We start from the raw sequence: 14,115 nt of genomic DNA, 5'->3' as shown, positions 1-14,115 counted from the left end.
GTTCAACCTTGTTTGCGTCCGTGAGCAAAGGTGATGCGAAAGCAGCCGCCTTGGCGTGGTTTGAAGTCCAGGCGAGCCTGGTTGCTCTCGCACAGCTCACGTGACAGGTATAGCCCCAGGCCAGTGCCCTGTTGGCTGGTGGTGAAGAAGGGCTCAAACAGTTGTGCTTGATGATCCGGGGCCACTCCGGGGCCGTCGTCGAGGATTTCGAGGACCGGAAGCTGGCTTTCGGGATCGGTGAACAATTCAAGCCAGACCTGCGCCGGGTCGTGGTCCAGGGCGCTATGGCGCCAGGCATTGCCTATCAGGTTGTCGAGAATCTGCTCCAGCTGGTTCGGGTCCATCAAGGTCTCGAAGTCACCGGGCGCAATACGCAGATGGATTTTCTGGTGCTCGCTCGCCTGGTCGCGGGTTGCCGCCACGAACTGTTCCAGCCAAGGCCTCAGGTCGAGTCGTTGGGTCGCGGTTTGCTGGCGGCGGGACAATTGCAGGACGTTTTCGATAACCCGATTCATGCGCTGAGAGTGGTCTTGAATAATCTGCGTCAGACGCCGGTCCGCGGCATTCAGTTCCTCCGATTCTCGCAATAGCTGCGCGGCGTGACTGATGGCGCCCAACGGATTGCGGATTTCATGGGCAATACCGGCGGTCAGGCGACCCAGGGCGGCGAGCTTCAGTTGGTGAGCCTGCTGGGTGATCTGTGCGAGGTCTTCGAGAAAGACCAGGGTCTGGCGGTGTGGGCTGGAGGACAGGGCGATGAAGCTTGGCTGTAGTTCAAGGCCGCTACGGGCGATTTTCAGGCTTTGCGGGCGCAGCGTCGGATTGTTGATCCACAGTTGCAGGCGCTCGACCAGGGCAGGTGCATGTTCGTCAATTCGTTGGCCTTCGAGGCGCTCGCAGCCCAGCAGGGTCAAGGCGCCATGATTGGCCAGTTGCACGCGCCATTGGTCATCAAGCACCAGGATGCCAGTACGCATGCGTTGCAGGATCAGTGCATTGAGGGCTTCCAGGCCAACCACTTCGCTGGCCTTCTGTTGCACCAGGGTTTCGCTGACTTCCAGTCGTCGGATCAGGCCCTGTACCAGCAGCGCCGCGGCAAAACACAGCACGCCAAGCGTGCCGACCTGCAAATAATCGTTGGGATTGGCACGATGGCTGACATTCAGCAGGAAGCTTGAACCCAGGATGCCAAGTGTGCTGATGGCGGCAATGAGCAAGCCGATGCGTTTTCGCAACAAGGTATTGCTGATGGCCACCGAGACGATCAGCAAGTTGCCAATAGCGCTGGCCACTCCGCCAGCGGCGTAGAACAACCCGCAAAGCAGCAGGACGTCGACCAGAGCCAGGCTGAGCAGTTGCGTCGGGCGTCGGGTGCTCTGGAAGAAGACTGCCAGCAGGATATTCAGCACCAGGTACAACCAGCTGCCACTGCGCAGCAGGTCGTCATTGGCGGCCGTAAGCAAGCGGTTGTCCAGGTTGCTGGAAATCAGCAATACCAAGGTGATGCCGATGCTTAAACGGTAGAGGTGATAGAGACGCAGCAGTCGCTGGGCCTGTTTTTCGCCGGGACTGGACGTCTCAGCGATCACTAGGACCGGGGCCTTGCTCCAGGTGAGCCTGGCTGCAATACCACTGTTGTTGAAGGCGCAGTGCACGATCGCGGGGCAGGTGCACGCCGCAATGGGCGCAGCGGACCATGGGGGCTGCTTCCAGCTCGGCGGAGGACTTGGGTGCAGACGCCTGGCCCTTGTACTTGCGCCAGAACCACACAGCGGCGGCAATCACGGCGATCCAGAATAATAAACGAAGCATGGTGAGCTGCTATATGACGGATGAACCGCCAGTTTAGCCAAGGACATGGCAGGCGCACAGCGTATTCGCGCTGGATAAAAACGGCGCAATAAAAAAGGGAGACTCGAGAGTCTCCCTTCCTGCACCGTCGGTCGTATCAGTCGAACACGCCGAAGGTCATGTAGCTGAACCACGAGCGGTCTTCGTTGTTGCCCTCTGCCTCGTGGTCCTCTTCCTCGATCACATCGCCGCTGCTGTCTTTAGGCTTGAGCTCGTTGGGAATCGCGTCCTTGGCGTCCTGGAACTGCTTCTGCACGTCCTGGTTGGCGCGGGTTTCTCCCGGTGGCAGCGGTGGACGGGATTCGATCAGGCCCAGGGTAGCCTTGCTCAGCCACGAACGGTTGTCGGCTTCGGCAACCGATGGCACGAACTGACCGTCCACCAGGCTTGGGTGGTTCGGGTAGTTGAGCTTCAGGGTTTCGAGGCTGGTGGCCGCCAGGTCGTCCAGGTGCAGGCGCTGGTAGGCCTCGGTCATCACTGCCAGGCCGTCACCGACTGCAGGGGTTTCCTGAAAGTTTTCCACCACGTAGCGGCCACGGTTCGCGGCAGCCACATAGGCCTGGCGGGTCAGATAGTAGTCGGCCACGTGGATTTCGTAGGCTGCCAGCAGGTTGCGCAGGTAGATCATGCGCTGCTTGGCATCCGGCGCGTAACGGCTGTTGGGGAAGCGGCTGGTCAGCTGGGCGAACTCGTTGTAGGAGTCGCGGGCGGCACCCGGGTCACGCTTGGTCATGTCCAGCGGCAGGAAACGCGACAGCAGGCCAACGTCCTGGTCAAAAGAAGTCAGGCCCTTGAGGTAGTAGGCGTAATCGACATTCGGATGCTGTGGGTGCAGGCGAATGAAGCGCTCGGCAGCTGCCTTGGCGGCTTCCGGTTCGGCGTTCTTGTAGTTGGCGTAGATCAGTTCCAGCTGAGCCTGGTCGGCATAGCGGCCGAACGGATAGCGCGATTCCAGAGCCTTCAGCTTGGCAGTGGCGCTGGTGTAGCTATTATTGTCCAGATCGGCTTGAGCCTGTTGGTACAACTCGACTTCGCTCAGGTTTTCGTCTACGACTTCCTTCGAAGAGCAAGCAGCGGTCAATGCGAGGATGGCGATCAGCAGCAGGTGTTTCACTTGCATGGCGGCTTGCGTCCCTATGACGGCCGCTGTCTTGGGCGAGGCCGTCCTGTTATGATGAGCGCCCCGTTGAATAGCCTCGGGGCAAAAGACGCCGTATTTAACCACAAGCGCGCAGCCGAAACCAAAGGCTGTGCCGACGCCCAGTCCGAGCATGTCCGATAAAATTGAACTTCGCGCAGAGGTGCCGTCCGAATTGGGCGGCCAACGCCTCGATCAAGTCGCCGCACAACTATTCGCTGAGCACTCGCGCTCGCGCCTTTCCGCCTGGATCAAAGACGGCCGCCTGACTGTGGATGGGGCGGTTATCCGCCCGCGAGACATCGTTCACGGTGGCGCCATTCTTGAACTCACCGCCGAGCAGGAAGCTCAGGGCGAATGGATCGCTCAAGACATCGAGCTGGACATCGTCTACGAAGACGACGACATCCTGGTGATCAACAAGCCCGCGGGCCTGGTGGTTCACCCGGCTGCTGGCCACGCTGATGGCACCTTGCTCAACGCCTTGCTGCATCACGTGCCGGACATCATCAATGTGCCCCGCGCCGGGATCGTGCATCGCCTGGACAAGGACACCACCGGCCTGATGGTGGTGGCCAAGACCATCCAGGCGCAGACGCAGCTGGTGACACAGTTGCAGAGTCGCAGCGTCAGCCGGATCTACGAGTGCATCGTGATCGGCGTGGTGACGGCGGGTGGCAAGATCAACGCGCCCATTGGTCGCCATGGCCAGCAACGCCAGCGCATGGCCGTGATGGAAGGTGGCAAGCAGGCCGTCAGCCATTACCGCGTGCTCGAGCGTTTCCGCTCCCACACCCACGTGCGGGTGAAGCTGGAGACCGGTCGTACGCACCAGATTCGCGTGCACATGGCGCACATCAACTTCCCGTTGGTCGGAGACCCTGCCTATGGCGGTCGTTTCCGGATTCCGCCGGCAGCCAACCCGACCATGGTTGAATCGTTGAAGAACTTCCCGCGTCAGGCACTGCATGCACGGTTCCTGGAGCTGGACCATCCGACGACCGGTGTCCGTATGAGCTGGGAATCGCCGCTGCCGGAAGACTTTGTCTGGTTGCTGACCCTGCTCAAGCAAGATCGCGAGGCGTTTGTCGGATGAGTGACTGGCTGATTCCTGACTGGCCCGCGCCGGCCGGGGTCAAAGCCTGTGTGACCACCCGTGCGGGCGGCGTCAGCCTGGCGCCGTTCGACAGCCTCAATCTTGGCGATCATGTCGACGACAGCCCCGAAGCTGTCGCCGAAAATCGCCGTCGCCTTACTGATCACTTCTCCATTCAACCGGCCTGGTTGCAGCAGGTTCACGGCATCGTCGTGGCCCATGCGGACCCGAGCCGGGTGATGACTGCTGACGCCAGTTGGACTTCAACGCCGGGCATTGCCTGTGCGGCGATGACTGCCGACTGCCTGCCTGCGCTTTTTTGCGACCGTGCCGGTACCCGCGTTGCCGCAGCCCATGCCGGTTGGCGCGGGCTGGCGGCCGGTGTGCTGGAAGCCACGCTCGACAGTCTGGCTGTTGCGCCTGCCGAGGTCCTGGTCTGGCTCGGCCCAGCCATTGGCCCGCAAGCGTTTGAAGTCGGCCCGGAAGTGCGCGAAACCTTCGTCGGGCAATTGCCCGAAGCCGCCCAGGCATTTGTGCCAAGCCAAAACCCCGGCAAGTTCATGGCCGACATCTATATGCTGGCGCGTTTGCGTCTGGCGGCTCGTGGTGTAACCGCTGTTTACGGCGGCGGTTTCTGTACCGTGACCGATCCGCGCTTCTTTTCTTATCGCCGTGCGTCGCGCACCGGCCGCTTTGCCTCCCTGATCTGGCTTCAAGTGCCCTGTCTCACAAATACTGTTCCTTTTTGACGGCGTCTGTTGCCGTCATGCTGCGTTGCCGCTCCTCGCCATAGCGGGCTATGACTCGTCGCGGCGCCTTGCCTGACAGCAACAGCCACTCGTCAAAAGAGGAACGTATTTGCGAGGCAGGGCACCAGGCTAGACTTCTCTGACCTGCATCAACATCACAACGCTTGAAACTCCCAGAATCGACCGCATCTATTGTGGTATCTGGCAGGTTTCTTCATTCAGGATGTTTTATAGGTCCGACCTGCTCAAAAGGAAGGTGACCCATGCGTATAGACCGTTTAACCAGCAAATTGCAGTTAGCCTTGTCCGACGCCCAATCCCTGGCTGTCGGTCTCGATCATCCGGCCATTGAACCGGCGCATTTGATGCAAGCCCTGCTCGAACAACAGGGTGGCTCGATCAAGCCCCTGCTGATGCAGGTGGGCTTCGATGTCAACAGCTTGCGTAAAGAGCTGACCAAAGAGCTCGACCAGCTGCCGAAAATCCAGAATCCCACCGGCGACGTGAACATGTCGCAGGATCTGGCGCGCCTGCTCAATCAAGCCGATCGCCTGGCCCAGCAGAAGGGCGACCAGTTCATTTCCAGTGAGCTGGTGCTGCTCGCCGCCATGGACGAGAACAGCAAGCTCGGCAAGCTTTTGCTCGGCCAGGGCGTGAGCAAGAAAGCCCTGGAAAATGCGATCAACAACCTGCGTGGTGGCGAGGCGGTCAATGACCCCAACCACGAGGAAGCGCGTCAGGCACTGGACAAGTACACCATCGACCTGACCAAGCGTGCCGAGGAGGGCAAGCTTGATCCGGTGATCGGCCGTGACGATGAAATTCGCCGCACGATCCAGGTCCTGCAACGTCGCACCAAGAACAACCCGGTGCTGATCGGTGAGCCAGGCGTCGGTAAAACCGCCATCGCCGAAGGCCTGGCCCAGCGCATCATCAACGGTGAGGTGCCTGATGGCCTCAGGGGCAAGCGCCTGCTGTCCCTGGACATGGGGGCGCTGATCGCCGGTGCCAAATACCGTGGCGAGTTCGAAGAGCGCCTGAAGGCGTTGCTCAACGAGCTGTCGAAGCAGGAAGGGCAGATCATTCTGTTCATCGACGAGCTGCACACCATGGTCGGTGCCGGTAAAGGCGAGGGCTCGATGGATGCAGGCAATATGCTCAAGCCGGCCCTGGCACGCGGTGAGTTGCACTGCGTCGGTGCGACCACGCTCAACGAGTACCGCCAATACATCGAGAAGGACGCCGCCCTGGAGCGACGCTTCCAGAAAGTGCTGGTGGACGAGCCGAGCGAAGAAGACACCATCGCCATCCTGCGTGGCCTGAAGGAGCGCTACGAGGTCCACCACAAGGTGGCGATCACCGACGGCGCGATCATTGCGGCGGCCAAGCTCAGCCATCGCTACATCACTGACCGGCAATTGCCGGACAAGGCCATCGACCTGATCGACGAGGCCGCCAGCCGCATCCGCATGGAGATCGACTCCAAGCCGGAGGTGCTGGACCGCCTGGAGCGCCGTTTGATTCAGCTGAAGGTGGAATCCCAGGCGCTGAAGAAAGAAAGCGACGATGCGGCGAAAAAACGCCTGGAAAAACTCCAGGAAGAAATTGCCCGTCACGAGCGTGAGTACTCGGATCTCGAAGAAATCTGGAACTCGGAAAAAGCTGAGGTGCAGGGTTCGGCGCAGATCCAGCAGAAGATCGAACAGTCACGTCAGGAGCTGGAAGCAGCCCGCCGCAAAGGCGACCTGAACCGCATGGCCGAATTGCAGTATGGGGTGATCCCGGACCTGGAACGCAGCCTGCAAATGGTCGACCAGCATGGCAAACCCGAGAACCAGCTGCTGCGCAGCAAGGTGACCGAAGAGGAAATTGCTGAAGTCGTGTCGAAATGGACCGGCATTCCCGTGTCGAAAATGCTCGAGGGCGAGCGCGAAAAACTGATGAAGATGGAAAGCCTGTTGCACCAACGTGTGATCGGCCAGGATGAAGCGGTGGTGGCGGTTTCCAACGCGGTTCGGCGTTCCCGTGCCGGGTTGTCCGACCCTAATCGCCCGAGCGGCTCTTTCATGTTCCTCGGCCCGACCGGTGTCGGTAAAACCGAGCTGTGCAAGGCGCTGGCCGAATTCCTCTTTGATACCGAAGAGGCGATGGTGCGGATCGACATGTCCGAGTTCATGGAGAAACATTCCGTGGCTCGCCTGATCGGTGCGCCACCGGGCTACGTCGGTTATGAAGAGGGCGGTTACCTGACCGAGGCGGTGCGCCGCAAGCCTTACTCGGTGATCCTCATGGATGAAGTCGAGAAGGCGCACCCGGACGTGTTCAACATCTTGCTCCAGGTGCTGGAAGATGGTCGCCTGACCGACAGCCATGGCCGTACGGTGGACTTCAAGAACACCGTGATCGTCATGACCTCCAACCTGGGGTCGGTGCAGATCCAGGAGCTGGTGGGTGATCGCGAGGCCCAGCGTGCGGCGGTGATGGACGCGATTTCCACCCACTTCCGGCCGGAGTTCATCAACCGGGTCGACGAAGTGGTGATCTTCGAGCCTTTGGCGCGGGATCAGATCGCTGGCATTACCGAGATCCAGCTGGGTCGCCTGCGCAGTCGCCTGACCGAGCGGGAGCTGAAGCTGGAGCTGAGCCCAGAAGCCATGGACAAGCTGATCGCGGTGGGCTACGACCCGGTATACGGCGCACGGCCGCTCAAGCGAGCGATCCAGCGCTGGATCGAGAACCCGCTGGCGCAGTTGATCCTTTTCGGTCGATTCATGCCGGGAGACACGGCCCATGGCGTGGTGGAGAACGACGAAATCGTCTTCGTCTGATCCAGATCGGCGGCAAAATTGAAGAGGCCTCGCATTGCGAGGCCTTTTTTTCATCTAGGCTGTTGAACTCTAAGGAAAAGGCTTGTAAAGTGCGCCCCGCAGTAAGTCACCCGCCAGGGTTTCTGCTCCCCAAGCAGGAATCGAAAATAAGTTGCAAATCATTAACTTGAAAGCAATTTAGGGGGTTGACAGAGGTTGTAGAGATTGTAGAATAGCGCGCCTCAGACACACGAACGCAGCGATGCAAACGGGTTGAAGAGAACGCAGTAAAGCTTCACAGTTGTAAATTGAAATGTGTAGTTCCGTGATAGCTCAGTCGGTAGAGCAAATGACTGTTAATCATTGGGTCCCAGGTTCGAGTCCTGGTCACGGAGCCAATTTCAAACCGGGGTATAGCGCAGTCCGGTAGCGCGCCTGCTTTGGGAGCAGGATGTCAGGAGTTCGAATCCCCTTACCCCGACCATTTTTGGGTCGTTAGCTCAGTTGGTAGAGCAGTTGGCTTTTAACCAATTGGTCGTAGGTTCGAATCCCACACGACCCACCATTTTTGAAACCAGTTAACGCTGGAATCAAATCTTAAGATCAGACGCCAAAAGCTCTGTTCGCAGAAGGCGCCTTTCAAAGGTGCCTTTTTTTTACCGGGGTATAGCGCAGTCCGGTAGCGCGCCTGCTTTGGGAGCAGGATGTCAGGAGTTCGAATCCCCTTACCCCGACCATATTAAAAATCCTCGTATCGAAAGATACGGGGATTTTTTTTGCCTGCTAATTGCTTGCCGCGGATCAACTGTAGGAGCAGCCGGTCGACGCTCGAATGCTCGCGAAGATCGTTAACGAAAACGCAGCGTTTCTGGTTTAACGCGGCGCTCTCAGGTTCTTCGCGAGCATGCTCGCTCCTACAGAAAGCAGCTTGATCAGTGCAATTTCAGGCGCGGCTCTGTCCCGCGCCCAATCTTGCTGCCCAGCATCAGCATCGCAGTGCGAAATGGCCCGTATAGCGCCATCTGGTGCATGCGGTACAGCGACACGTAGAACATCCGCGCCAGCCAACCTTCCAGCATGACGCTACCCGTCAGGTTACCCATCAAGTTACCCACAGCCGAAAAACGCGACAGCGAGATCAGCGATCCGTAATCGGTGTACTTGTAAGAAGGCAGAGGCTTGCCTTCGATCCGCAGTTTCAGTGACTTGGCGAGCAACGACGCCTGTTGATGCGCCGCCTGGGCGCGTGGCGGCACATTGCGATCAGTGCCCGGTTGCGGGCAGGCCGCGCAGTCACCGAAGGCGAAGATGTTCTCGTCACGAGTGGTTTGCAGGGTCGGCAGCACTTGCAGTTGATTGATGCGGTTGGTTTCGAGGCCATCGATGTCCTTGAGGAACCCTGGCGCACGAATCCCGGCGGCCCAGACTTTCAAGCTGGCGTTGATCACTTTGCCATCTACGGTGATCAGGCTGTCGGCCGTCACCTCGCTGACGGCGGCGTTGGTCATGACATTGACCCCGAGTTTTTCCAGGGTTTTATGCACCGGGCCGCCGATTCGTTCCGGCAGGGCCGGTAGCACGCGAGGCCCGGCTTCGATCAGGGTGATGTGCATGTTTTCCGGTTTGATCCGATCCAGGCCATAAGCCGCCAGTTCATGGGCTGCGTTATGCAGTTCGGCGGCCAGTTCGACCCCGGTGGCACCGGCACCGACAATGGCGACACTGATCTGCTCGACCTTGTCGGTCTGCCCCGCATGGGCGCGCAGGTAGTGGTTGAGCAACTGCTGATGGAAGCGCTCGGCCTGTTTGCGGGTATCCAGGAACAGACAGTGCTGCGCTGCACCCTGGGTGCCGAAATCGTTGGTGGTGCTGCCGACGGAAATCACCAACGAGTCGTAAGGCACTTCCCGGGCAGGCACCAGTTCCAGGCCGGCGTCATCATAAGTGGCGGCCAACTGGATTTTTTTATTGGCGCGATCAAGCCCGCTCATGCGCCCCAGTTGGAATTGGAAGTGGTTCCATTTTGCCTGGGCTACATAGTTGAGTTCGTCTTCGGACGAGTTCAACGACCCGGCCGCGACCTCGTGCAACAGCGGTTTCCAGATGTGGGTCAGGTTCGCGTCGACCAGCATCACGCTGGCCGTGCCGCGTTTGCCCAGAGTCTTACCCAGACGGGTAGCCAACTCCAGACCGCCGGCGCCGCCGCCAACGATGACAATACGATGAGTCATGGGGATATCTCGCAAGGCTAAAAGAAATCGGTGCAATTACCCGAGCGAGCGCCAAGCAGCTCATAGCGTCAGGTAACTGATAAGTCGGCTCAACAGGCCCAGGCCAATGGTCACTGCCAATACCAGCACAAGGAGCATCCACGGCCGGAAAGGCCGGCGCTCGACTTGGTGTTGGGACAGTTGCAGATACGCTTCGACATGCTTTTGGTCTTCGGGGTTCAGGCGGCTGGTCATAAAAGGCCTCGTCAGGTAGACGTTGCTGAAGGTGAAGAAGCTACAGGCAGACTCAACGAACGTTGAACGGAGCATAGCCGCTGTCAGTTAGGGGCTCGACGCTCACCCTGTCGTCCAGGCGAATGATGCCACTTTGTAGCACTCGGGCGGTGATTCCGCCATGCCCGCGCACGGCCTGAAAGGTCCCCGGGCCCAGGTTGTTCTGCAGGCGTGCGCAGGGCTGGCACCAGCCAGTGGTTTCGAAAATCGCCTGGCCGATGCGGAAACGCCGGCCCTTGAGGCTGAACAAGTTGATGCCACTGATAACGAGGTTGCGCCGCAAATCTTCAGGCTTGACCGGTTGATCGTCCGGGCGGCCCATCAGCGAACTGATCACTGCCAGATGCTCCCACTGAATCAGCGTCACCTGCCGCGCATTGCGCACGCCGGGGCGGGCGCGATCGCCCGTCAAGCCGGCCTCCAGTCGCGCTTCCACGGCATCCAGTTCGATCATTGGCACGTGACGTTCCGGGCGCACGCCAATCCAGCGAACGCGGCCGATCTGCGGTACTTCGGCAATCAGTTCCTGCAATGGGCTCACAGGCTGATCCCGACGTCGAACACGATGCTGCGTCCCAGGTTGCTGCGCAGGAAATCCGGCGCATCGGGATGAGCGAACAGCACGCGGGCGAAGGTCGGGCCCACCAGTGACAGCGAGCGCCAGCCCTGGCGCAGGTATTCGGTGGGCGGTGGGAAATGACTGTTGAGGTCCAGCACTTCACGCTTGAGGCTGGCGAAGGCAATGATGTCCAGCTCGCCCAGGTCCATGCCGCGCTCTTTGTAGTTGTGTGCTTTTTTGCGCAAGGTCGGCGCCAGCCGCAACAAGAACTCGTTGGCCGGTATGCGGCGGGGCTTGGCTTCGCGCCGTACCAGCTGGCTCAGGGAGAACGCACTGCGCCGCCTCTGCAATTCGTCGCGCCATTCATCATTGAGGCGTCGGCCCTCGTCGAGCACGAAGAACACCTCGAAATTGGCGTCGCGAAACAACACGTCCGGCGGTTCTCCCGCCGGAGCAAATTCGTCGGCCCGGTAGGGAATGTTCAAGCCTTGCAGCAGGCGTTGGCAGACCCAACGCTCGCGCTCCCATTTGCGGGCATTGGACAGGAACGCGTTGGCTTGCTCGGCCGCAATGGTCAGCAGGCGTAAGTAATCTGAATCATCCATACGCCCAAGCTTAGCGCTCAAATGCGATTGTAAAGAAGACAGTTTATCGGAGAGGGGCAATTGCGCGCGCCTCCCAGCCCGGTTCAGGGCGCTGCACAAAACGGATAGTGGTCTGCGCGATGCGGATATTGACCCGAGCCTGTTGACTCTACCCTCGGCTGTACGGACGTGAGCCGTGCTTCCGCTGCTCCTGAAAAAAACAACAACAAGAGATGAATGCCATGCGCAAGATCGACGTACATGAGGTTATCGACAATGCTCGGTTCAACCGCTTCCACTGGATGGTGCTGTTCTGGTGTGCCCTGATCATCATTTTCGACGGTTACGATCTGGTGATCTACGGCGTGGTCTTGCCGATGCTGATGAAAGAGTGGGGGCTCAGCCCTCTGCAAGCGGGGGCGTTGGGCAGCTATGCACTGTTCGGCATGATGTTCGGTGCGCTGTTCTTCGGTCCGCTGTCGGACAGGATCGGCCGCAAGAAAGCCATCACGATCTGCGTGATGCTCTTCAGTGGTTTCACCGTGCTCAACGGGTTCGCCCGAAACCCCACTGAGTTTGGTCTTTGCCGCTTCATTGCCGGACTGGGCATTGGTGGCGTGATGCCCAATGTCGTGGCGTTGATGAACGAATACGCGCCGAAAAAAATCCGTAGCACCCTGGTAGCGATCATGTTCAGCGGCTACTCGGTGGGCGGCATGCTGTCCGCCGGCCTGGGTATAGTGCTGATCCCGAGTTTCGGCTGGCAGTCGGTGTTCTATGTGGCGGTCCTGCCGTTGCTGCTGTTGCCGCTGATCATGTATTTCCTGCCCGAGTCAGTGGGGTTCATGCTGCGCCAGGGGCGCAATGACGAAGCTCGCAACATTCTCCAGCGGATCGACCCGGCCTACGTCGCAGAGGCCGATGACCAGTTGCACATGAGTGAAGTGAAGGGCACCGGGACCCCGGTGTTGCAGTTGTTCCGCGAGGGCCGTGCACTGCGTACGTTGATGTTGTGGCTGGCGTTTTTCTGCTGCCTGCTGATGGTCTACGCCTTGAGCTCCTGGCTGCCGAAACTGATGGCCAACGCCGGTTACAGCCTGGGCTCGAGCCTGTCGTTCCTGCTGGTGCTGAATTTCGGCGCGATCTTCGGCGCAGTTGGCGGCGGTGTGCTGGGTGACAAGCTCAATCTGCCGCGTGTGCTATCGGTGTTCTTTGCCATGGCGGCGGTGTCGATCACCCTGTTGGGCTTCAATAGTCCGATGCCGGTGTTGTACTTGCTGATCGCTGTCGCGGGTGCCACCACCATCGGCTCGCAGATTCTGCTTTACGCCTGCGCTGCCCAGTTCTACTCAATGAACATTCGGTCCACCGGTCTTGGCTGGGCTTCGGGCATCGGGCGCAATGGTGCGATCGTCGGACCACTGCTGGGTGGCGCTTTGCTCGGGATCAGCCTGCCGCTACAACTGAACTTCATGGCGTTTGCTTTGCCTGGTGCGATTGCCGCCATTGCCATGACGGTGTTCGCCATCAGCAGTCGGCGCAGTGCCCGACAATCCCTGTTGGATGATCAGCAGGGCTCGTCTGGCGGAGCTGTCGGCGAGGCTTCATGAAAACCTTGCTGCGGGATTTTTCCCTGTCTGCGGCCGTCGCCGGGTTCATCGCCACCGTGATTTCCTACGCCGGCCCCCTGGTGATTATTTTCCAGGCCGCCGAGGCAGCGCACCTGTCGCGCGAAGTGCTGTCGTCGTGGGTCTGGGCGATTTCCATCGGCAGCGCCGTGCTTGGCATCGGTCTGAGTTTGCGTTACCGCGTGCCGGTGATCATCGCGTGGTCGGCACCTGGTTCGGCGTTGCTCGTGGCGCTGTTGCCAGGGATCTCCTTGCCGGAAGCGGTGGGCGCCTATCTGGTCAGCAGCCTGATCATTTTCCTGGTCGGGGTGTCGGGGGCGTTCGACCGGATCATCGGCAAGCTGCCGGCAGCGGTGGCGGCAGCGATGCTGGCGGGGATTCTGTTCAGCTTCGGCACCGGGTTGTTTGTCTCGTTGCAGGGTAAGCCGTTGCTGGTGCTGGCGATGTTTGCCACGTACCTGATCTGCAAACGACTGATGCCGCGTTATGCGGTGCTGATGGTCCTGCTGGTGGGCTGCTCGATGGCATTGCTCGCCGGAGATCTGCATGGCGAGGCGTTGGTCGTCGGTATGGCCACGCCGGTGTGGATCACTCCGGCGTTCAGCCTCAGCGCGACGCTGAACATCGCCTTGCCGCTGGTGATGGTGGCGCTGACTGGCCAGTTCGTTCCTGGCATGGCGGTGCTGCGCGCCAGTGGTTACGCCACGCCATCGGGCCCGATCATCGCCAGCAGCGCATTGGGCACGGCCCTGCTGGCACCGTTCGGTTGCCACGGGCTGAACCTGGCAGCGATTACCGCGGCTATTTGCACTGGCCGCGAAGCCAACGAAGACCCTGGCAAGCGTTACGTGGCCGGGGTGATGGGTGGCCTGTGTTACCTGGTGCTGGGGATCTTCGGCGCCACCCTGGTCTCACTGTTTTCGGCATTCCCCAAGGAACTGATCGCGGCCCTCGCCGGATTGGCGCTGTTCGCTGCGATTGCTGGAGCGCTAGCGGGCGCGATGGCGGTGCCAACCGATCGCGAAGCCGCGCTGGTGACCTTTCTCACCACAGCCTCGGGTATGTCGCTGTTTGGGTTGTCCGCGGCTTTTTGGGGACTGATTTTCGGCATGGCCACCCACTTGATATTGAACGCCCGCCGCTCCGTCTCGCGCAGTGAGTCCACTGCAGAAGCACTTCAACCTGTCGATCAATAAAAA

12 protein-coding genes and 4 tRNA genes are annotated in these 14,115 nt (G+C 59.9%); 9 read left to right on the top strand and 7 right to left on the bottom strand.

Annotated features, from left to right (window positions below):
* Nucleotides 1-2: 2 nt before the first annotated feature.
* The 3 genes from PG5_RS18430 to PG5_RS18420 form a co-directional block, all read right to left on the bottom strand.
* Nucleotides 3-1,589, bottom strand: a complete 1,587-nt coding sequence (locus PG5_RS18430) for a PAS domain-containing sensor histidine kinase (RefSeq protein ID WP_020798630.1) — start codon at nt 1,587-1,589, stop codon at nt 3-5.
* Nucleotides 1,579-1,812, bottom strand: coding sequence for a PP0621 family protein (locus PG5_RS18425; protein ID WP_033040380.1), 234 nt, complete (start codon nt 1,810-1,812; stop codon nt 1,579-1,581). The genes PG5_RS18430 and PG5_RS18425 overlap by 11 nt, the downstream gene beginning before the upstream one ends.
* Before the next feature lie 136 nt (nt 1,813-1,948).
* Nucleotides 1,949-2,971: an outer membrane protein assembly factor BamD gene (locus PG5_RS18420; RefSeq protein WP_020798627.1), complete on the bottom strand. Its 1,023-nt coding sequence runs from the start codon at nt 2,969-2,971 to the stop codon at nt 1,949-1,951.
* Nucleotides 2,972-3,122: 151 nt separating this feature from the next.
* Here PG5_RS18420 and rluD point away from each other — a divergent pair, with 151 nt between their 5' ends.
* The 7 genes from rluD (at nt 3,123) to PG5_RS18385 (ending at nt 8,378) form a co-directional block, all read left to right on the top strand.
* A complete protein-coding gene (gene rluD / locus PG5_RS18415; protein WP_033040377.1) occupies nt 3,123-4,085 on the top strand; it encodes a 23S rRNA pseudouridine(1911/1915/1917) synthase RluD in 963 nt (320 codons plus the stop codon).
* Nucleotides 4,082-4,834, top strand: coding sequence for a peptidoglycan editing factor PgeF (gene pgeF / locus PG5_RS18410; protein ID WP_020798625.1), 753 nt, complete (start codon nt 4,082-4,084; stop codon nt 4,832-4,834). The genes rluD and pgeF overlap by 4 nt, the downstream gene beginning before the upstream one ends.
* 263 nt (nt 4,835-5,097) lie before the next feature.
* Nucleotides 5,098-7,662, top strand: coding sequence for an ATP-dependent chaperone ClpB (clpB, locus tag PG5_RS18405; RefSeq protein ID WP_020798624.1), 2,565 nt, complete (start codon nt 5,098-5,100; stop codon nt 7,660-7,662).
* A 301-nt stretch (nt 7,663-7,963) separates the two neighbouring features.
* Nucleotides 7,964-8,039, top strand: a tRNA-Asn gene (locus PG5_RS18400).
* A gap of 9 nt (nt 8,040-8,048) precedes the next feature.
* Nucleotides 8,049-8,125, top strand: a tRNA-Pro gene (locus PG5_RS18395).
* 5 nt (nt 8,126-8,130) lie between these two features.
* Nucleotides 8,131-8,206 (top strand) — tRNA-Lys (locus PG5_RS18390).
* A 95-nt stretch (nt 8,207-8,301) separates the two neighbouring features.
* Nucleotides 8,302-8,378 (top strand) — tRNA-Pro (locus tag PG5_RS18385).
* Between the two features lie 195 nt (nt 8,379-8,573).
* Here the strand turns inward: PG5_RS18385 and PG5_RS18380 are convergent.
* From PG5_RS18380 to PG5_RS18365, 4 genes are read right to left on the bottom strand one after another with little or no spacing between them, the layout of a single operon-like run.
* The gene (locus PG5_RS18380; protein ID WP_020798623.1) at nt 8,574-9,872 is read right to left on the bottom strand and encodes an NAD(P)/FAD-dependent oxidoreductase; all 1,299 of its coding nucleotides are present in this window, start codon (nt 9,870-9,872) and stop codon (nt 8,574-8,576) included.
* Nucleotides 9,873-9,932: 60 nt separating this feature from the next.
* Nucleotides 9,933-10,106 (bottom strand): DUF3094 family protein, encoded by a 174-nt coding sequence (locus PG5_RS18375; RefSeq protein WP_020798622.1) that lies wholly within the window; start codon nt 10,104-10,106, stop codon nt 9,933-9,935.
* 52 nt (nt 10,107-10,158) lie between these two features.
* Nucleotides 10,159-10,686, bottom strand: a complete 528-nt coding sequence (locus PG5_RS18370) for an MOSC domain-containing protein (RefSeq protein WP_020798621.1) — start codon at nt 10,684-10,686, stop codon at nt 10,159-10,161.
* Entirely contained in the window at nt 10,683-11,309 is a 627-nt protein-coding gene (locus PG5_RS18365; protein ID WP_003228301.1) for a DUF1780 domain-containing protein, read from the bottom strand. The genes PG5_RS18370 and PG5_RS18365 overlap by 4 nt, the downstream gene beginning before the upstream one ends.
* 221 nt (nt 11,310-11,530) lie before the next feature.
* On the opposite strand from PG5_RS18365, the gene PG5_RS18360 reads away from it, so the two are divergent.
* Nucleotides 11,531-12,898, top strand: a complete 1,368-nt coding sequence (locus PG5_RS18360) for an aromatic acid/H+ symport family MFS transporter (protein ID WP_020798620.1) — start codon at nt 11,531-11,533, stop codon at nt 12,896-12,898.
* Complete coding sequence (locus PG5_RS18355) at nt 12,895-14,112, top strand: benzoate/H(+) symporter BenE family transporter (RefSeq protein WP_020798619.1); 1,218 nt, start codon at nt 12,895-12,897, stop codon at nt 14,110-14,112. The genes PG5_RS18360 and PG5_RS18355 overlap by 4 nt, the downstream gene beginning before the upstream one ends.
* The last annotated feature ends 3 nt before the right edge of the window (nt 14,113-14,115 follow it).

Origin of the sequence: Pseudomonas sp. G5(2012) (genome assembly GCF_000408945.1) — a bacterium.
In the GTDB taxonomy this organism is placed as follows: Bacteria; Pseudomonadota; Gammaproteobacteria; order Pseudomonadales; family Pseudomonadaceae; genus Aquipseudomonas; species Aquipseudomonas umsongensis.
This window is presented reverse-complemented; position numbering and strand designations above follow the sequence as displayed.

Excerpts from the sequence above, each read along its gene's own strand:
- PG5_RS18425 (WP_033040380.1), bottom strand. The coding sequence starts at position 1,812 with ATGCTTCGTTTATTATTCTGGATCGCCGTGATTGCCGCCGCTGTGTGG.
- PG5_RS18420 (WP_020798627.1), bottom strand. The coding sequence starts at position 2,971 with ATGCAAGTGAAACACCTGCTGCTGATCGCCATCCTCGCATTGACCGCT.
- rluD (WP_033040377.1), top strand. The coding sequence starts at position 3,123 with ATGTCCGATAAAATTGAACTTCGCGCAGAGGTGCCGTCCGAATTGGGC.
- pgeF (WP_020798625.1), top strand. The coding sequence starts at position 4,082 with ATGAGTGACTGGCTGATTCCTGACTGGCCCGCGCCGGCCGGGGTCAAA.
- clpB (WP_020798624.1), top strand. The coding sequence starts at position 5,098 with ATGCGTATAGACCGTTTAACCAGCAAATTGCAGTTAGCCTTGTCCGAC.
- PG5_RS18380 (WP_020798623.1), bottom strand. The coding sequence starts at position 9,872 with ATGACTCATCGTATTGTCATCGTTGGCGGCGGCGCCGGCGGTCTGGAG.
- PG5_RS18375 (WP_020798622.1), bottom strand. The coding sequence starts at position 10,106 with ATGACCAGCCGCCTGAACCCCGAAGACCAAAAGCATGTCGAAGCGTAT.
- PG5_RS18365 (WP_003228301.1), bottom strand. The coding sequence starts at position 11,309 with ATGGATGATTCAGATTACTTACGCCTGCTGACCATTGCGGCCGAGCAA.
- PG5_RS18360 (WP_020798620.1), top strand. The coding sequence starts at position 11,531 with ATGCGCAAGATCGACGTACATGAGGTTATCGACAATGCTCGGTTCAAC.
- PG5_RS18355 (WP_020798619.1), top strand. The coding sequence starts at position 12,895 with ATGAAAACCTTGCTGCGGGATTTTTCCCTGTCTGCGGCCGTCGCCGGG.